This is a genomic window from Arthrobacter sp. YAF34 (assembly GCF_052113245.1).
Lineage (GTDB): Bacteria > Actinomycetota > Actinomycetes > Actinomycetales > Micrococcaceae > Arthrobacter.
In genome coordinates this window covers 176,707-194,773 of record NZ_JBFRCV010000005.1, presented here as the reverse complement: position 1 = coordinate 194,773, position 18,067 = coordinate 176,707, and the positions used below count along the sequence as shown (strand labels likewise).

The window sequence follows — 18,067 nt, the reverse complement described above, 5'->3', positions numbered from 1 at the left end:
ACGGTGCTTTCTGTTTGATACAGGAATCAGGTGAGCTGATCCGAAGGTACGGTTACTGTTCCAGCAGCTCGTCGGCCTTGTTCCTGAACCTTCTGGTCGCGAACATCATTGCCGCGGCCAGGAACGGGAGCACGCCCAAGGCGTAGACACCCATCGTTCCGGTGTCGGACGCCGTCATTTGGTTGACAGAGGTCCGCAGGATCGGCGCGACGAAGCCGCCCAGGTTGCCGAGCGAGTTGATCAGGCCGATGCCCGCGGCTGCGGCCGTACCGGTCAGGAACGCCGTCGGGTAGGACCAGGCGATGGGTCCGATGGAGAGGAAGCTGCAGACGGCGAGGCTGATGAAGATGATGCCCAGGGCCGGAAGGTGGTTGGCGCCGGCCCAGGCCGAGCCGAAGATGCACAGGCCGGTGGAGATGAAGAGCCCGGTGCCCCAGACCCGGCGGCGGATCACGGTGTTGGCCGCCTTGCCAATGAAGTAGCAGGCGAAGATGCCGAAGAACCACGGGATGGCCGCCAGGAGTCCGACGGCGAGGCCCACCTTCTGCCCCGTCAGCTGCGCCACCTGCTGCGGCAGGTAGAACGTGACGCCGTAGACGGCGACCTGCAGGCAGAAGTAGATGACCGTGAAGTACCAAACCTTGCCGTTCTTCATGGCGGCCAGCACACCCCGGGGACCGGTCTCTTCCTTGACGGTATCCTCCAGTTCCATGACGTCCAGGAGCGCAGCCTTCTCGTCCTTTTCCAAGAACTTCGCGTCCTGCGGGCTGTTGATCAGGAAGAAGTACGCCGCGACGCCGGCCAGGACAGCCAGCAGGCCTTCGACGAAGAACATGACCTGCCAGCCCTGGACGCCGGGAACCTGGTCGCCGATGTTGATCAGCCAGCCCGAAAGCGGCGCGCCCATCATCTGGGAAAAGGGCTGCGCCAGGTAGAAGATCGCGAACATCTTGACCCGGACCTTGTTGGGGAACCACGCGGCCAGGAACATGATGACGCCCGGGAAGAGACCGGCCTCGGTCACGCCCAGCAGGAAGCGCAGGATGATGAAGGAGGTCTCGCCCTGCACAAACGCGAAGCAGGCGGAGACGATCCCCCAGGTGATGGCGATGCGGGCCAGCCACACCTTGGCGCCGAATTTCGTCAGGAGCAGGTTGCTCGGGATCTCGAACAGGGCGTAGCCGATGAAGAAAATCCCGGCCCCCAGGGCGAAGGCGCCGGCACTAATGCCCTTGTCCACGCCCAGCGCCGCCTCGGAAAAACCCACGTTGGTGCGGTCCAGGAAGGCCACCACGTACAGGATGACGAGCATCGGCATGAGCCGCCGGGAAGCCTTGGAGATGGCCGATTTCAGGACCGGCGTCTCCAGGAGCTCCCTGGTGGTTGGTGTTGCTACGGACATCAAAACTCCTCATTGAGTGAATCAGATTGAGTAGATCAGGAAGGTAGAACAGGTGAAACAGTGGGCGCGAACCGCCGGTGTGGAACGCCTGCTATCGCGAGAAGGCGATGATCAGCACCCCGGCCAGGCAGGCCAGGATCCCGACGGCGAGGTAGACCTTCCGGCCTTTGCTCCAGGATGTGAATCCAGTGCCGGCGGAGGTGGGGCTGTGATTGGCCATGGGGGCTTCTTCCCTAGTGCATGTAGAGTCCGCCGTCCACATTCAGCGTCTGGCCGGAGATGTACCCGGCGTCCTCGCTGATGAGGAAGGCGATGGCGGCGGCGACGTCCCGGGTGGAACCCACGCGGTTGACAACGAGGTCTTGGGTCAGCTCGTCCTTGCGTTCCTCGCTGAGGGTTCCGCCCATGATGTCCGTGTCGATGGGGCCCGGAGAGATGGCGTTGACCGTGATGTCGTAGGGGCCCAGTTCCCGGGCGGTGGACCGGGTCAGGCCGATCACCCCTGCTTTGGCCACCGAGTACGGCGTCTTGGAGAAGGTGCCGCCGCCGCGCTGGGCGGAGACGGAGGAGATGTTGACGATCCGGCCGATGCCGTTCTTGACCATGGATTCGGCCACGCGGCGGGTGGCGTAGTGGACGCCGTTGAGGTTGATGCTCAGCACCCGGTCCCATTCGGCGGCGTCGAGTTCGAGGTACGGGACCGGCGAGCTGACGCCGGCCACGTTGGCGAGTGCCACAATCTGCGGCAGTTCGGCTTCGATTTCGTTAATGGCGGCACGCACGGATGCCTCGTCGCCGATATTGGCGCCCGCGCCGTAGGCCTTGACGCCGTATTCGGCGGCCAGTTCCTTGGCCGTGGCCTTGCAGCGGGCGTCGTCGAGGTCAATGATGCCGATGTTCCAGCCCTGCGCGGCCAGGTAGCCGGCGGTGGCGCGGCCGATGCCGCGCTCGGACACGGCGCCGGTGATGATGGCCGTGCGTTCTGCGGGGAAAGTGCTCATGGGTGCTCCTGAAAAGTAGGAAAAGTGAGTGGGTTCAGCTGATGGGTGCGGGACCGAGATCCTCGAGCAGCTGTTGCATGGCCACATATGCCTTGTTCCGGTACGCGATCAGCTCCGGCGTGCGCTCGGCCGGGACGTTGAGGAACCCGGCCCCGGACTTGGTGCCCAGCTTGCCGGCCTCCACCAGGTCGGTGAGGATCTTCGGCGTCGCGAAGCGTTCCGGGAAGTCGGTCTGCAGCGATTTGTAGCAGAAGTTGTAGACATCCAGCCCGGCCATGTCGGCGATGGCGAAGGGCCCGAAGAACGGCAGCCGGAAGCCGAAGGTGGTGCGGACCAGCGTGTCGATGTCCTCCGCGGTCGCGATCTCCTGCTCCACCAGCTGGGCGGCCTCGTGGAACAGGGCGTACTGGAGCCGGTTGAGCACGAAGCCGGTGACGTCCTTGACGACGGCGGTCTGCTTGCCGGCGGCATGGACGAGCTCGCGGACGGCGCCGACCGTGGCCGCCGACGTGCCGGCGTGGGGGATGATTTCGACGCCGGGGATGAACGGGGACGGGTTGGAGAAGTGAACGCCCAGGAACCGTTCCGGGTTGGTGACCGGTTCGGACAGGTCGGCGATGGAGATCGTGGAGGTGTTGGAGCCGATGATGGCATCCGGGCGGGCGGCCGCGCTGATGCGGGCCAGGGTCTGGTGTTTGATCGCGATGACCTCGGGGACGGCCTCTTCGATGAAGTCGGCGTCCGCCACGGCCTCCTCGATGTCCCTGGCGGCCCACAGGTTTTCCTTGAGCACCTCCGTGGAGCCTTGCGGGAACAGCCCGGCGGCAACGAATTCGTCCGATTCGGCCAGGAGCCGCTCGAAGTTCTTCTGCGCCACCTCGGCGGACACGTCGGCCAGCGCGACGCGCGCGCCGCCGAGTGCCAGGACCTGCGCGATCCCGCCGCCCATGTAGCCGGAGCCGACGACGGCGATCTTGCGGGCGGCGTTGACGGTGCCTGCGGTGTCCGGTGCAGTGTTCGCTTCGAAAGCCGGGACGGGGTTAGGTGATTCGGTCATGGTCAGACTGCCTTCGTGTATTCGGGTTCGTACGAGCAGATGGCATCCACCTTCGCGGCGGAGGAGGAGTTTTCATCGAAGCGGTGGCTCAGCCATTCGCCCACGAGCTTCTTCGCGAGTTCCAGCCCGATGACGCGCTGACCCAGCGTGAGCACCTGGGCGTTGTTGCTCAGGACCGACCGTTCCACGGAGTAGCTGTCATGGGCCGTCACGGCACGGATGCCGGGAACTTTGTTGGCCGCGATGGCCACCCCGAGGCCGGTGCCGCAGATCAGCAGCGCCCGGTCGGCGTCGCCGTCGGCGATTTTGCGGGCCGCGTCGACGGCCACGTGCGGATAAGCGGTGGAGTCGTTGGCGCCGACTCCCACGTCCAGCACGGACGCCACCCGGGGGTCGGCTTCGAGCAGCGCCTTGAGGGCATTCTTGTATTCAACGCCGGCCTCATCGTTGCCGACGACGATGCGCCAGCCTGGTGTTGTGCTCATGCTCGTGCTCCTTGCTTGGCCGGCTCGTGGTGGGCGAGCCGGGATTCTGTGTCTGCAGTGTCGGTGTAGGTGGAGATCCGGGCCGCGATCAGCGCGAAGGAAACTGCGCCGGGGTCCGGGTGGCCGAGGCTCTTTTCGGCGAGGGGACGGGCCCGGCCCTTGAGCGGCCGGAGCCCGACCGTCCGGTCGGCCGCTGCCTGCGCGGCTTCCGCCGCTACGGCGAGCGATGCGCCCACGGAGGTGCCGCCGTCGAGCGCGCCTAGGAAGGCGTCCCGGAACGGCACCAGCGCATCCACCATGGTTTTGTCCCCCGGCTGCGCCTTGCCGAGTTCGGTGATGGCGTCACCGAAGGCGGCGACAGCCGCGGCCGCGTCCTCGCCGGAATAGCTGTCGCGGTTGCCCAATGCGAGTCCGGCCGCGATGATCGCCGAGCCCCACAAGGCGCCGGAGGTTCCACCGGCGCGCTCGCTCCAGGCCTCCCCCGCAGCGGTCAGGACCCGCGACGGGGAGGCGCCGCCGTCGTTCGCCACCGCCTGCTCGGCGGCGGCGACCGCCGCGTCCACCCCGCGGCGCATACCGATCCCGTGGTCGCCGTCGCCGGCGATGGCATCCAGCCGGCCAAGTTCGTCCTCGTGCTCAACGATCACGTCCCGCGTCTGGCCGAGGAGGTCTGCCGCCAGCCGGCCGAGGACGGCCGCCGCGGCGGTGGGGCGTTCGACGTCAGCGGCCTTCTCGGCTTCCGGCCCGGCAAGTTCGCGGCGGGCGCGGGGCGCCAGGTTGCCTTTGCGGAACGCGGGCGTGTCCGCCGGGGCGGCCCAGAACTGCTCGAGTTCCTCGTCAAGCCACAGCAGCGTCAGGGAGAGTCCGGACATGTCCAGGCTTGTGACGAGTTCGCCGCATTCGGGCTCCACCACGGTGAGCCCGGCGGCGCTGAGGAGCTTCTCGATCTTGCCGAAGAGCAGGAAGAGCTCGTCGTACTTGACCGTGCCGAGGCCGTTGACGATCGCGACCACGCGGGTGCCGGCGTCGTCCGGCTTGTCGGCCAGGAGCTTGCTGACGAGGAGTTCTGCCAGCTCGGAGGCGGTGGGCATGGGGTGATCGGAGATGCCCGGTTCGCCGTGGATGCCCAGGCCGAGGGACATGTGCCCGGCCGGGACGTGGAAGAGCGGTTCGTTGGCGCCGGGCAGGGTGCAGCCGTCGAAGGCCACACCGAGCGACCGGGTGCGGTAGTTGGTCCGGATGGCCAGCCGTTCGACGTCGTCCAGGCTCAGTCCCGCCTCCGCGGCGGCGCCGGCGATCTTGAACACCGTCAGGTCCCCGGCGATGCCGCGGCGCTTTTCGATCTGGTCCAGCGGGGCGCTGGCGATGTCGTCGGTGACGAGGACCGTGCGGGTCTCGATGCCTTCGGCGTTGAGGCGCAGCTGGGCCTGGCCGAAGTGCAGGACGTCCCCGGCGTAGTTGCCGTAGCTCAGCAACACGCCGCCGCCGGCGTTGGCGGCTTTGGCGACGCGGTAGACCTGGCCGGCCGCGGGCGAGGCGAACATGTTGCCGCAGGCCGAGGCGGTGGCCAGTCCCGGCCCGACGAGGCCGGCGAACGCCGGGTAGTGCCCGGAGCCGCCACCGACCACCAGGGCAACCTGCCCGGCCGGGACCTCGGTGGAGCGGACGACGCCGCCGTCCACGCGGGCCACGTAGCCGCGGTTGGCCGCCACGAAGCCGTCCAGTGCCTCATCCGCGAAATCAGCGGGATTGTCGAAGATCTGGGTCATGGTTTCCTCATTGAATCCGTGTTGGAGAAGTGAAGCTGGGTGGATCTGGGATGGTGCGGCCGCCCCCAAATGGCTTGACGGCCGCACCGGGCGTTGGGATGGGCGCCGGGTTCGGCGCCGAATCACACGCCGGCTTAGGCGCTGGCGAGTTCCGCGGCTGCCGGCACCTGCCGGCCCTGTGCAACCTGGCTCTGGCCGAGGGCGTATCCGTCGGTCTTCGGCAGGACCTGGCGGCGGAGGTAGTCCTGGTTGCTGGCCGTGACGGACAGGCCGTCTCCGCCGTAGTGCTCGGTGCACAGGATGCCCTGGAAGCCGACGGAGAGGGCCACCTTGAAGGCCTCGCGGTAGTTGATGAGGCCGCTTTCCATCGGGGCCGGCATGGCGACGTAGGTGTCCCGGGCGATGTCCTCGTCGCGGATGTAGTTCTTCATGTGCCAGTAGTTGGAGTACGGGAGGGTCTTAGCCACCATCTCGCGCCAGTCCTCGATCGGCCGGTGCAGCCGGATGAGGTTGCCGATGTCCGGGTTGAGGCCGACGTTCGCCAGGCCAATGTCCTGGACCAGCCGGACGGAGGAGTCCGCGGTGCCGAGGTACGTGTCCTCGTACATTTCAAGCGAGAGCAGGACGCCGACCTCGGCCGCGTGCTGGCCGAGGTCGCGCAGGCGGCTCACAGCGTTGCCCCACGCTTCCTTGTCCCCTACCGGGTCCTTGTACCCTTCGACGGTCCAGAACCAGAGCTGCTTCTGCTGCTCGGCGGTGATGGCCTGGTGCAGTCCGAAGGACACCACTTCGCAGCCGAGCTCGGCGGCGGCGTCGATGGTGCGGTGGCTGTAGGCCAGGTTGGCCTCCCAGTTTCCGGCCTCGATCACGCTGCGGCGGATGGCTGAGATGACGGGGATGCCGATGCCCACGTTCTCCGCAGTCTGCTTGAACTCCGCAAGTCGGGCGGCGCTGAGGTCGCCGGGGCGGACCCAGCTGTCCGTGAGGTCCGCGTCGGCAAAGCCGGCGTCCTTGACCTCCTGCAGCACCTCGGCCCAGGCGGAGGCGTCGGCGTCGTTGATGTGGTTGCCCTGCGCGTCGGTCCCGGGGAACTGCAGGAGCGCTGCGGTGATGGGCCAGTTTTCGGCTGTATAGGCCATGGGTTCACTCCTTCGTGGAATCCTGTTTCCTATAGGATTTACTATCCAATGGGATGTTGTCAAGGTCACACCCTTGGGCTACCCGCCTTTGGCGGCGTAGGCCGCGGTTGCGAAGACCTCTGGGTTCAGGACGCTGGCAGGGCGCTCCCCTGCCGCGACTGCCAGGATCGAGGCAATGGCGCTGGCGGCGACGTCACGGGTAAAGTCCTCGGTCCAGCACAGGGAATGCGGGGAAAGCACCACGTTGTCCAAGGTCAGGAGCTCATCGTCGGGAAGCAGTGGTTCCGGCTCAAAGACGTCCAGGCCGGCGCCCGCGATCCGGCCGTCCCGCAGCGCGTCCCGGAGTGCATCCGTGTCCACGAGTTTTCCGCGGCCGATATTGATCAGGTAGGCGGATGGTTTCATCCTGGCCAGGGCCGCGGCGTCGATCAGCTTTTCGGTCGCCGGGGTGAGCGCGGCGCAGAGCACCACGTAGTCCGAGCGTTCCAGGAGTTCATTCAGGCCCAGCAGCTCGACGCCGAGTTCGGCGGCCTCTGGATGGCGGCCGCTGCGGTTGTTTCCCACCACCTTCATCCCGAGGGGGGCCAACAGGCGCGCGAGTTCAGCGCCCACGCTGCCGAACCCCACGATGCCGACCGTCTGCCCCACCAGCGGGGCACCCCGGTAGTCCTCGCGCCGCGTCCAGTCAGAGGTCCGGGTCAGCCGGTCCTTGGCAAGGAGGTTGTGCGAGAGCGCCAGGAGCAGGGTCAGCCCGGCCACTGCCAGCGGCCGCCGGATGGCGTCCGGGGTGTTGGTGACAACGACGCCGGCGCGGGTGCAGGCGTCCAAGTCGATGGTTTCGTAGCCGGCGCCGAACCGGGCGATCAGCCTCAGGTCCGGGGCGTGGTCCACGGTGCGCGCATCGAAGGCGATGTGTCCCAGTGACAGAACAGCGTCGACCCCGGCCAGGTCGGCGAGCGGCACCGGGTCTGTATAGCTGGGCAGGACGCCCCAGCTGATGCCATGCTCGCCGAGCCGCTGCAGCCCGAGGTCCCCGTGGATCGAGGTTCCGTCGGGCCGGGCGGCATCGGCGGTGACGGCTACGGTAAAAGGCGAGCGGGCGGTTCCCGCCGGGGCGGCCGCCGTGGTGGCGACCGCCGTCGTCGTCAATGCATTTGTTGCTGTGCTCATGCGTCCGTTCGGCTTTCAGTCTGCGTTGCTGCGGTCTTGTCCTTGATGGGTTCCCGGACAAGCACGGTGTAGGCCACGGCGGCGAGGGCCGCGATGATGCCGCCGATCACGAACGACGGCGCGTAGGAGCCGGTGGCGTCGGCGATCACGCCGGTCAGCAGCGGGGCAAAGGCGCCGCCGAAGTAGCCGCCGAAGTTCTGGATGGCACCGACGGAGGCAACCTGGGAGCTGTCGACAATGTCGCCGGGCATGGCCCAGGCCGCTGCCTGCATGGTGGCGACGAAGCCCAGTGCCACGGTCATGACACCGATGGCGAGCGGGAGGGAATCCACGAACGGAATGAGGCAGATCAGGATGCCGGCGGCGATCGCGGCTATGGACATCACGTGGCGCTTGGCCAGCAGCGGATCGCGGCCCGCCTTCTTCGAGTAGCGCGTCATGACCCAGCCGCCGGTGATTCCGAGGATGGCGGCGCCGAGGTACGGGATAGCCGCGAGCCAGCCGGAGCTGGCGATGCTGGCGCCCCGCTCTTCCTGCAGGTAGAGCGGCAGGAAGACGATGAAGATGTTCCAGATCCAGATGACGCAGAAGAAGCCGGCCATCATGCCCCAGATTTGGCGGTGCTTGAAGAGCCCGAGCCACGAGACTTTCTTGGCGGTCAGGAGCTGGGTGCTGCGCTGGCTTTCGATGTAGTCCAGTTCGGTCGCGCTGATGCGCTTGTGCTCTTCGGGAGCGCGGTAGTACAGGAAGAAGGCAAGGGCGAGCACGAGGCCCGCGACGCCGAGGAAGAGGAAGATGGCCTGCCAGCCGAAGGCGAGCATGATGGCAGTCAGGATGGGCGGTGCGATGGCCGGCCCCCATTTGGAACCGCTGTCCCAGATGGCGGTGGCCTGTCCGCGTTCGGCCCGGGGGAACCAGTCCGCGGTCAGCTTGGCCGATGCCGGCCCGTTCGGGGCTTCGGCGATGCCGAGCAGGAAGCGGAAGGTGACGAACTGCCACATCTTGCTGCCGACGGCCATCAGCGCGGTCGCAATGCTCCAGCCCGCGATCGCCAGGAAGTACATCCGGCGCGCACCAAGTTTGTCCACAAGCCAGCCGGCGGGCAGCTGGGCAAAAGCGTAGGTCCAGGAGAACACAGTGCCCAGGAGGCCAATGTCCGTCCGGGTCATGCCGAAGTCTTTAATCAGTTGTGGCGCGGCGATGGAGACCGCGCTGCGGTCCATGTAGTTGATGATGCCGGCGGCCAGCGCCCAGCCGAGGATCCACCAGCGCAGATTCTTGATGGTGCGGCGTGTTGCCGATTCCTTGGGCCCTGCGGCCAAAGTTTCTGTTTGCACTCTTCACTCCCCTTGTGATCGACGGCCTCATTGCCGCACAATCGAAGATCCTATAGGGTCTCCGATCGACTGTGAAGAGGGTCACAAAATTCGGGCGCGGAAGCCTGCTGCGGCCGCCCGCGGGAGGAGGAGCTATTGGGCGGGGGCGTCCGCGATAGCGCGGCCGCGGACCTTCTGCACATGCTCGGCCATGGCAGCCGCGGCCTTCTCCGGGTCGCCCGAGGAAAGGGCGTCCAAGACGGACTGGTGTTCGGCGATCGCCTGTTCCGCGTCGGTGATACCCACGCCGCCAAACAGGCGGAAACGCTGGACCTGACCGCCGAGGGCGGCATAGGCGGCGACCATGAACTGGTTGCCGGTCTGTTCGGCGATCAGCCGGTGGAAACGTTCATCAGCTTCCAGGTAGTCACGGTATTCGGCAAAGGACGGGCCCCGTGGTGCCTTTTTGAGGTCGGCAACGGCCTTGGCCAGAGCGTCGCGGTGCGCGGGGGTCAGCCGGGCGCACGCAAGCCGGGCGTTGACAGGTTCGATGGCCAGCCGCGCCTCCATGAGCTCGGCAAAGTCTTCCCTGGTGTACATCGGCGCAACCCGGTAGCCCTTGAGCGCGACGCGGCGGACCATTCCGGTGTGTTCGAGCCGGGCAAGTGCTTCGCGCACCGGCGTGGGCGAAACATCGAGCTCCCTTGCGGTTCCGTCGATGCTCACCGCGGCTCCCGGTTCGAGCCGGCCATCCATCAGCGACGCCAGAAGTTCTTGATAGACGTGGTCCGCCAGGACCTGCCGGCTGACCGGGCGGCCCGCGGGACGGCCCTCGGAGCCGCTGCCGGTGGAAGCTAGTTGCATGTTCAGATCCTATAGGACCTGGCACCACACGGCTTCCCCCTGAGGGACATGCTCATGCACACACTTCAGCGCGGGACATGTCCAGCCTTCGGCGCGTTGAACCGAGGGGACATGCTCATTGTTAAACGCGATCAGTGGGCAGAATGGCATTCTGCCCACTGATCGTGGCTGCGGCTGAGCATGTCCAGTGGCCGAAATGTGCAGCCAGGGACTTGCCCGGCCGCGCATGTCATCGCGGGACATGTCCATCTGCGAGGGCGGCGCCGCGAGAGAGAGGCTCGCCGCCCTCGGTCCTAGTTCTGGTACGCGGGGTAGTCCGTGTAGCCCGTGGCGCCGTCGGCGTAGAACGTGGAGGGATCAGGCTCGTTGACGGGCAGGCTTTCGCGCCAGCGGCGGGCGAGGTCCGGGTTCGCGATGGCAGGGCGTCCGACGACGACGGCGTCAGCGTGGCCGTCTGCCACGAGCGCCACTGCCTCGTCACGCGTCGTGATCTCACCAAAGCCGGTGTTCACGAGGAACGTCCCGCCGAAGCGCGCGCGGAGGTCCTGGACGAGAGCGCTCGTCGGCTCCTTGTGGAGGACGCTCAGGTAGGCCAGGTTCAGCGGGGCCAGGCCATCGACCAGCAGGCCGTAGGTCTTCTGGACATCGGCCGCGTCCAGCTCAACAGCGCCCTGGACGTTGTGCTCGGGCGAAATGCGGATGCCCACCCGGTCCGCGCCGACGGCCGCAACAACAGCCTCGGCCACCTCGATGACGAAGCGGACACGGTTCTCAGGCGTTCCTCCGTAGATGTCATCGCGCTGGTTGGCCGCGGGGGTCAGGAATTCGTGCAGCAGGTAACCGTTGGCGGAGTGCAGCTCCACGCCGTCGAACCCTGCCTCGATGGCCTTGCGGGACGCCGTGACAAATTCATCGACAATGCCCGGCAGTTCCTCGGTGCCGAGGGCACGCGGGACGGGGAACGGCTTCTTTCCGGCGTAGGTGCGGGTTTCGCCGTCGATCGCGATGGCGCTGGGCGCCACAACCTCATGGCCGCCCGTGGTGTCCTGGTGCGTGACCCGGCCGGCGTGCATGACCTGGGCGAAGATCCGGCCGCCTTCGGCATGCACGGCGGACGTGACATTGGACCAGCCCTGGAGCTGCTCCGGCGTCACCAGGCCGGGCTGGCCCGGGAAACCCCGGCCGGCGGGGCTCGGGTAGGTGCCCTCACTGACGATCAGGCCGAGCGAGGCACGCTGACGGTAATGCTCAACCACCAGCGGCCCCGGGATTCCTTCCTCGCCGGAGCGAAGGCGGGTCAGAGGCGCCATCACGAGCCGGTTGGGCAGTTCCAGCTCGCCGAGAGTCAACGGGGAAAACAGCATGCGCAATTCCTTTCGCAGTGAATGGGTTCACTGGCGACAACTGCAAGGCGCCTGCAACTATTCCGCGTGAGACTCGGATCACGGGTGGACGATGATTTTCACCGCGGTGTCGTTGTGGTGGATCAGCGTGTCGAAACCTTTGTCCACGAGGTCGTCCAAGGCGATTCTCCCGGTGATGAAGGGTTTCAGGTCGACTTTTCCTTCCTGGACGAGCTTGATGGCGGCCGCATGATCGCCGCAGTAGGCGATGGTGCCGCGCAAATCGATCTCCTTCAGCACCACTTTCTGCATATCCACTGTGGCCGGGTGTCCCCAAATCGAGACGTTGACGACGACGCCCGCGGGCTTTACGACGTCGAGCATTGTGTCCAACACGGCATTGACGCCCGCACATTCAAACGCCGCGTCGGCCCCGGCCCCTGCGGTCAGTTCGAGCACCCGCGCCTTGACGTCATCCGTACTCGGGTCAAGGACGTGATCCGCCACGCCGGATGAAGTCGCTTTGTCCTTGCGGGCGGCCGACAGCTCAGTAACGATCGTGGTGATGCCGCTGCCTTTGAGGACGGCGGCTGTGAGCAGGCCGATTGGGCCGGCACCCCCGACGACGGCGACGTCGCCGGCTTCGAGCCCGCTCCGCCCGACGGCGTGATAGGCCACCGCAAGTGGTTCGATGAGCGCGGCCTCGTCCAGGGGGATGTCGCCGACGGGGTGCACCCAGCGGGCCTCGACGACGACTTTCTCGCTCAAACCGCCGCCGCCGCCCGCCAAACCGATGAAGCCCAGCCTCGTGCACAGGTTGTAGTGCCCGCTGAGGCAGGGACCGCATTCATTGCAGACGAAGTACGGCTCCACGACGACGTTGTCTCCGACTGCAAGACCCTCGACCCCTTCCCCAACTTCCTCGACAGTGCCGGAGAACTCATGTCCGAGGGTCACCGGGGCTGCCTCGTGTGTAAGTTCATGGGGGTGGCCCGGCGGCGGGGTGAAAATGGGTCCTTCGAGGAATTCGTGAAGGTCGGTGCCGCAGATACCGCACCAGGCCACGGCGATCTTCACCGTTCCCGGGCGCAGCTCCGGCTCTTGGATATCTTCGATCCGGAGATCCTCGCGGGCATGGAATCGTGCTGCTTTCATGATGTTGCACCTTCGCATTCCGGGCCATGGATGCGCCCCGTCAGGCGCATCGACAGCGGTAGTTGGATTCTCACAACGGGGCCGTAGCCCCAGTCTGATGGCGCTGCCTGTGATTGTCACGGCCTGTCCGGGAAAGCGTGTGGGATGCGTGGGCTGCAGTTCGAACACCGGCGTCGGCAGTCCTTCCATCCGTGCTTTTACCTGCAGAGCCAGGGAGCTGGAGTAGTGCGGCTCTGGTGCAGACGCTGGGGAGGAGGCGGGCGGTACCTACGGCGGAGGCGGGCCGACTCCGGGGCAGCCTTGGCCTTGTGGATTTTGCAGGCAGGTGTCCGCGTAATTCCTGGTGATCGACCGCCAGACACTGACGGTCTGCGGCGTCGAGCTGAAGTGGCCCTGGCCGGGGATGGGCAGCGGCGGTCCGCCGTTCACGGAGTAGGTGCCTTGGAAATAAGTGGTCAGCACCACCGGGAAGTCACCGGTCCGTGCGTAGACATGGCTGGTCAGGGTCTTTTCGCCCCACCGGTCCTGGGGTAGCGGTCCGCCGGCCGCCGTTTGCGGGCCCAGGCCGGTGCCGTCGCCGTAGCTCCACGAGTACTGCACGGGCTTGGCGGTGACGTGGACGGCTTGAGCAAGGATCTTGATGTCGAACTGCTGATCTGAGGCGGTCGCGAAAAAGTTGGTCTCGGCTCCGCGAAGAGTATTAGGACTTGGCTGGGCCGTGGAAGTTCCCGGAGATATCGGAAGCTTCTGAAATTCCCGCTGAATCATGGCGGCAATTCTGGGCAACAAGTCTGCTGGTCTGGGATCGAAGAGACACGTCGGGCCGGACTGAAACGACCACGTCGGGTTGGGCACCCCCGCCGGCGCTTTCAGCCACACCACGGGGATGCCGGCTTTTCCGTCTGGTCCGCTCGAACAGTCCACTGCGCGGGCGAGACACTCGGTGTCAAAGTCGCCTCCGCCCAAGTGACATTGGAGCTCGTATTTGTACTGGAAGGGATCTGCAGGAACGGCGCCCGGTTCAAGAGCCACGAAGCGGCCCGTCGCAGGATCGAGTCTCCAGCCTCCAACATTTACACCCTGATTTCCGAAACCGGAGTCAATGCCCCCGTCTTCAGCCATAGCGACAGGAGCAGCCACTAACGACTCTGCTACGACTAGCCCGAGGAGCAACCACCTGAGAGTTCGGTTCATCGGTCGAAACACTGGCTGGCTCACCGGATTGGATGAAGTGCATTTAGTTGCCAGGCGCCATTCTTGAAGGCTGCGAGCATCACGTTTCCTGTATCCGAAGGTGGAGTTGGTGGCCGGAATTCCTTTCCGCCGGTGTCGAAATAGGTGATCTTTGCCTGCTGGACTTGGACGGCAATCTGATACAGACCATCGGATTGAGCTTGATAGGTCGTGTTTATTGATGGTGTCTCTATATGACCGCCAGCCAACCACCGACCACCCTCATAGTTCGTCTTCAATGACCGCGTGATGTTAGAACAGAACTCGCATCCAGCAGAAGTCACGGAGTCCAGTCCCGACGAGTTTCCAGTCTCATAGGCGAAATTCAGCTGCTCGAACCAGTACCGGGCAAACGCCTCCAGACCCGCCTTCGTCGGCGCCTTCGCTGCCTCGGGCAGCACTGGAACAGGGACGTTCTGTGCCTTGCCGCTCGCGTCGGCGGGTTTGTAGCTGGCGGTGGGCGTCGGGCTGGCACTCGGGGTGGACGGAGTGCTCGATGCGGACGGACTTTGAGGGGCAGAAGATGACTGTCCGGGCGGCGGTGTTCCACCCCCGCTACACGCTGTGATCGACATCAGGGAGATCGAAATCAAGGCGGCCGCACAAGCGCGCCAGCGACCGGATAGCGAAGTGCGAGATGTCATGGTCAGCTACTCCCCCGATAGAAATCAAGACGCGCGAGTCCAAACAATGCTTAAGGGTAACCGACGTCACATTTTGGACGTCAAGGTTATCCACAGGCCTTGGAATCGGCACCACGTTCCGTCGAGGACAGACCGGGGCACATCGGCCGGAGATACTCCGTCGGGTGTGCCCCGGCGCCGCCGGGTGAAGGGGGCCGGATCTAATCGCTACTTCTTTTTGACAGCCCCCAGTCCGGAACCACTGCAGGACGCCATGGCCCCCTGGCCCGTTCCCCAGTCGTTGCCGCGCGATACGGGCGCGGCAAGCGTCGAGCCCTCAGACGGCGTCGGTCCCGCGGCCGGAACGGTGTCCTGCGAATTGAAAGTAGACATAATTTCCCCATATTCGTGGCCGGGCAATTGCCCGGCCACGCGAGTGTCCGGTCCCTGCAGCCCCCAATAGACACGCAGGACCATCAGTTATCCATCGGCGCGGCACCGTGAAGGAACCACCGCTGGATAACGATGCAATGCGAACAGGATCAGAGTATGGAGAGGGTCTGACAATTCGGTTCCCGGCGACCGGCGGCCCCCGGGAACGGCCTGAAGGCGACCCCCGGCCACCCTTGGTCCTTTAGCCCCTAGCAATCGACCGGTGGGATCAGAACAATGAACCCATGATGTTTGAACACGAAGACGGCAATCCCATCCTCAAGCTGGACGACGAGCAATCGTGGAAACTGATTGACGGCACGAAACACGGCAGGCTGGTGGTCACCGTCGCCGGAGAACCCGACATCTTCCCGGTGAACTACGCGGCCAGCGGACGGAAACTGTTCCTCCGCACGGCCCCCGGAAACAAGCTGGCGGAGATGACGATCAATTCCAAGGTGCTCTTCGAAACCGACGGAATCCTCTCCGACGAAGCGTGGTCCGTGGTACTGCGCGGCACAGCGCGGGTGCTCGATCAGTCGGCGGACATCGCCGAGGCCGAGGCGCTCGGCCTCAAGCCCTGGGTTCCCACGTTGAAGGACTTCTACGTGGAGATTACGCCGAGCTCGGTCAGCGGACGCCACTTCCAGTTCGGCGAACACCCGGAACGGGAGATTTAGCGCCCGACGGCGAACCCCGGCCGCCGTAGGCGCCTGACGGCGCGCGGCCCGACGGCAAGTTCCGCCAGCCATTGCCAGCCGCAATCGCATGCCGTCGGCCGCCTAGACTTAAGTGATGGCGGACAGGCTGACTCCGGAGCGGCGCAGCTGGAACATGTCCCGCATCCGAGGGAAGAACACCAAGCCGGAAATGCTGGTCCGCAGGCTGCTGCACGCGAAGGGCTACCGCTACCGCTTGCACGGCAGCGCCGGCGGCGGCAAACTCCCGGGCAATCCCGATCTCGTCTTCGCCGGCCGTCGCAAGGTCATCTTCGTCAACGGATGCTTCTGGCATTTTCACGATTGCCGGACCGGCCAGCACGCGCCCCAAGCAAATGCCGAGTTCTGGGAAGCCAAGCGCACGCGAACCCGGAACCGCGACGCCGCCCAGCGGCTCCAGCTCGAACGCGACGGCTGGGATGTGCTCACGGTGTGGGAGTGCGAGCTGAAAGATTCAGCGGCGTTGGAGCAGCGTCTCGACGCCTTCCTGCAGGGCCAGCCACAGGCGTGAAGCTGCACAACAGCCGCTAAAGACCAGCAAGCCTTTCCGGCGGACGCAAGGGACCAGAGAAGTCCTGCGTGTCGCGCGGCCCCGCTTCCGGGGCAAACCGGATGTCTCAGCTAGTATTCGACTCCGGGGGATGTAGGCATATTTCGGTCAGTACCAACGCGTACTGCTAACACGGGAGAGCGCACAATGTCGCACTTGCTGATGTCCAACCAGGAGCCCGACACGGCTGCCGCGCCGGCAGATTCCAGCCCGGTAGACTCCGGCCCCACAGATTCGAGTCCCGTCCTGCAGTTCCGTCCCTTAGGCCGGTCCACGCACCGCGCCGGCCGCCCGCGCCAGCTCCGCGGCACGGACCCGGGTTTGGAACCGCTGCGCCGGCAGTCAACCTCGATCATTAACGAGGTCCTCGCTGGCACCGACCCGGAAGAAGCTGACGTGCGGGACAGACTGCGCTGGCACGTCGAGAACAACCCCGGCCAGCCGGAAAAGGCGCTGCTGGAGCACCTGCTGACGGTGGGCGTCCGGCAGGACGCATCCGCCTAATACGCTGAGCGGTTAGCTGGCTGACCTATCGATACTGGCCTGCCGGAGCACTTCGCCCCAGGACTGCTGGGCAAGATCGGCCACCGAGGCCAGGATTTCCGACGGCGGCTTGGACAGATCCAGCGGGAACTCGACAATGTCGATGTCGGTATTGAGAATCCGGCGCAGCTTGATTTCCCCTGCGCCCGGGTAAATAATCCACGCCGTCGGCACCCGCAAGGATGTGCAGTAGGCCAGCATCCGGTAATGGTCGCCCGAGAGTGACGCGCCGGCGTCGGCCGCGGCCTGGTACTTGGCGTCGTACACCATGACGGGCCGGCCGCCGAGGAAGTGGACGGCGCCGGGCTGGACGACGATCCGGTCCGAGTCGCGCACGGCCTCGTTCAGCAGGGCGTTGTAGCGCAGCCGCATCTCGCCCGGGTGGACGGCCATGGCTTCCCGCAGCGCTGTCCCGACGAAGTCCTCGAACACCTTGGCCATGTCCACCACGAACGACGCCGACTGCTGCTTGCCGTCGCCGGCCTCCGCCGAAGCGTTCCGCAGGATCAGTTCGGCGAGCCGGAGAACCGAGTGATACCGGCTGTTCATCCGGCTGGGCCGCCACTGCGGCAGCGGCGCGCCGGACTGAAGGCGCGTCACGGCGTCGAGCTTTCCCTTCAGCTGGCGCAGCCGACTCAGAACTTCGGGCCGCACACGCGGCACTTGGGACATCCGTTCCAGGGCGGCGCGCAAAATCCGGTTCTCCGCGATGTCCTCGGTGAATTCGTCGTAGGAGACCTCCAGCGGGACGATCATCCCAGGCCGGCGCGAAATCTGGTCCGACATCCGGATCCGGCCCTTCACGGTCCGCAGCGATTCCTCCACCATGAGGTAGCCCTGCAGCACGCCGCGACTCAGCGCCCGGTCGGCAAGCTGCGCCAATGATTCGGCCAGCGCGCTCCAGAGGTCGGTGTGTTCCACCGCGGCGACGGAATCGTCCCGGAATCCCTGGTCCCCGGCGTAGCCGAGCAGGAACAGGAGCCTGTTCAGGCCGAGCCGGCCCTTCGGCCGCACCTCCAGCTGCACCGTGGGGGTACGCACCGAACCGACGGTCCCCACGGGCTCGATGCGGTACAGGCCCATGCCCATCGGCGAGGCTTTCGCCAGGCCGCTGGAGTTGATGTAGGCCGCGGTGTTCGGATCCAGCCGCTCCACGAGACCGGCGGAGAGCTCATCGAGGACGATGTGCCGGCAGGACTCCGGGGCGCCGCCCCGCCGCGGCACACCCGGCCCGGACGATCCCGGGCCCTGTAGCTTCTGCCCCAG

General features: G+C 65.9%; 18 protein-coding genes. 3 read left to right on the top strand and 15 right to left on the bottom strand.

The window, feature by feature from the left end; genetic code table 11:
• Window positions 1–52: 52 nt before the first annotated feature.
• The 14 genes from AB4Y72_RS08345 to AB4Y72_RS08280 form a co-directional block, all read right to left on the bottom strand.
• The gene (locus AB4Y72_RS08345; protein WP_441425686.1) at window positions 53–1,402 is read right to left on the bottom strand and encodes an MFS transporter; all 1,350 of its coding nucleotides are present in this window, start codon (window positions 1,400–1,402) and stop codon (window positions 53–55) included.
• 91 nt (window positions 1,403–1,493) lie between these two features.
• Window positions 1,494–1,622, bottom strand: coding sequence for a hypothetical protein (locus tag AB4Y72_RS08340; protein ID WP_441425685.1), 129 nt, complete (start codon window positions 1,620–1,622; stop codon window positions 1,494–1,496).
• A 13-nt stretch (window positions 1,623–1,635) separates the two neighbouring features.
• Window positions 1,636–2,403, bottom strand: a complete 768-nt coding sequence (locus AB4Y72_RS08335; RefSeq protein ID WP_441425684.1) for an SDR family NAD(P)-dependent oxidoreductase — start codon at window positions 2,401–2,403, stop codon at window positions 1,636–1,638.
• Window positions 2,404–2,437: 34 nt separating this feature from the next.
• Complete coding sequence (locus AB4Y72_RS08330) at window positions 2,438–3,460, bottom strand: 3-hydroxyacyl-CoA dehydrogenase family protein (RefSeq protein ID WP_441425683.1); 1,023 nt, start codon at window positions 3,458–3,460, stop codon at window positions 2,438–2,440.
• A 2-nt stretch (window positions 3,461–3,462) separates the two neighbouring features.
• The gene (locus AB4Y72_RS08325) at window positions 3,463–3,945 is read right to left on the bottom strand and encodes a ribose-5-phosphate isomerase (RefSeq protein ID WP_441425682.1); all 483 of its coding nucleotides are present in this window, start codon (window positions 3,943–3,945) and stop codon (window positions 3,463–3,465) included.
• Window positions 3,942–5,714: a dihydroxyacetone kinase family protein gene (locus AB4Y72_RS08320; protein WP_441425681.1), complete on the bottom strand. Its 1,773-nt coding sequence runs from the start codon at window positions 5,712–5,714 to the stop codon at window positions 3,942–3,944. Before AB4Y72_RS08320 ends, AB4Y72_RS08325 begins: the two co-directional genes overlap by 4 nt.
• A gap of 134 nt (window positions 5,715–5,848) precedes the next feature.
• Window positions 5,849–6,853 carry a sugar phosphate isomerase/epimerase family protein gene (locus AB4Y72_RS08315; RefSeq protein ID WP_441425680.1) on the bottom strand — a complete coding sequence of 335 codons (1,005 nt, stop codon included), beginning with the start codon at window positions 6,851–6,853 and terminating at the stop codon, window positions 5,849–5,851.
• A 78-nt stretch (window positions 6,854–6,931) separates the two neighbouring features.
• Window positions 6,932–8,023, bottom strand: coding sequence for a 2-hydroxyacid dehydrogenase (locus AB4Y72_RS08310; protein ID WP_441425679.1), 1,092 nt, complete (start codon window positions 8,021–8,023; stop codon window positions 6,932–6,934).
• Complete coding sequence (locus AB4Y72_RS08305; protein WP_441425678.1) at window positions 8,020–9,360, bottom strand: MFS transporter; 1,341 nt, start codon at window positions 9,358–9,360, stop codon at window positions 8,020–8,022. Before AB4Y72_RS08305 ends, AB4Y72_RS08310 begins: the two co-directional genes overlap by 4 nt.
• A gap of 132 nt (window positions 9,361–9,492) precedes the next feature.
• Window positions 9,493–10,203 carry a GntR family transcriptional regulator gene (locus tag AB4Y72_RS08300; protein ID WP_441425677.1) on the bottom strand — a complete coding sequence of 237 codons (711 nt, stop codon included), beginning with the start codon at window positions 10,201–10,203 and terminating at the stop codon, window positions 9,493–9,495.
• Between the two features lie 293 nt (window positions 10,204–10,496).
• Window positions 10,497–11,567, bottom strand: a complete 1,071-nt coding sequence (locus AB4Y72_RS08295) for an alkene reductase (protein WP_441425676.1) — start codon at window positions 11,565–11,567, stop codon at window positions 10,497–10,499.
• Window positions 11,568–11,645: 78 nt separating this feature from the next.
• Window positions 11,646–12,701, bottom strand: coding sequence for a 2,3-butanediol dehydrogenase (locus tag AB4Y72_RS08290; protein WP_441425675.1), 1,056 nt, complete (start codon window positions 12,699–12,701; stop codon window positions 11,646–11,648).
• A gap of 267 nt (window positions 12,702–12,968) precedes the next feature.
• Window positions 12,969–13,469: a hypothetical protein gene (locus tag AB4Y72_RS08285; RefSeq protein WP_441425674.1), complete on the bottom strand. Its 501-nt coding sequence runs from the start codon at window positions 13,467–13,469 to the stop codon at window positions 12,969–12,971.
• Between the two features lie 446 nt (window positions 13,470–13,915).
• Complete coding sequence (locus AB4Y72_RS08280; protein WP_441425784.1) at window positions 13,916–14,509, bottom strand: DUF6318 family protein; 594 nt, start codon at window positions 14,507–14,509, stop codon at window positions 13,916–13,918.
• A gap of 725 nt (window positions 14,510–15,234) precedes the next feature.
• On the opposite strand from AB4Y72_RS08280, the gene AB4Y72_RS08275 reads away from it, so the two are divergent.
• The 3 genes from AB4Y72_RS08275 (at window position 15,235) to AB4Y72_RS08265 (ending at window position 16,762) form a co-directional block, all read left to right on the top strand.
• Window positions 15,235–15,669: a pyridoxamine 5'-phosphate oxidase family protein gene (locus AB4Y72_RS08275; protein WP_441425673.1), complete on the top strand. Its 435-nt coding sequence runs from the start codon at window positions 15,235–15,237 to the stop codon at window positions 15,667–15,669.
• Window positions 15,670–15,784: 115 nt separating this feature from the next.
• Complete coding sequence (locus AB4Y72_RS08270; protein WP_441425672.1) at window positions 15,785–16,219, top strand: very short patch repair endonuclease; 435 nt, start codon at window positions 15,785–15,787, stop codon at window positions 16,217–16,219.
• Between the two features lie 186 nt (window positions 16,220–16,405).
• A complete protein-coding gene (locus tag AB4Y72_RS08265) occupies window positions 16,406–16,762 on the top strand; it encodes a hypothetical protein (protein ID WP_441425671.1) in 357 nt (118 codons plus the stop codon).
• Window positions 16,763–16,774: 12 nt separating this feature from the next.
• On the opposite strand, the gene AB4Y72_RS08260 is transcribed toward AB4Y72_RS08265, so the two are convergent.
• Complete coding sequence (locus AB4Y72_RS08260; protein WP_441425783.1) at window positions 16,775–18,025, bottom strand: 5-methylcytosine restriction system specificity protein McrC; 1,251 nt, start codon at window positions 18,023–18,025, stop codon at window positions 16,775–16,777.
• Between the last annotated feature and the right edge of the window lie 42 nt (window positions 18,026–18,067).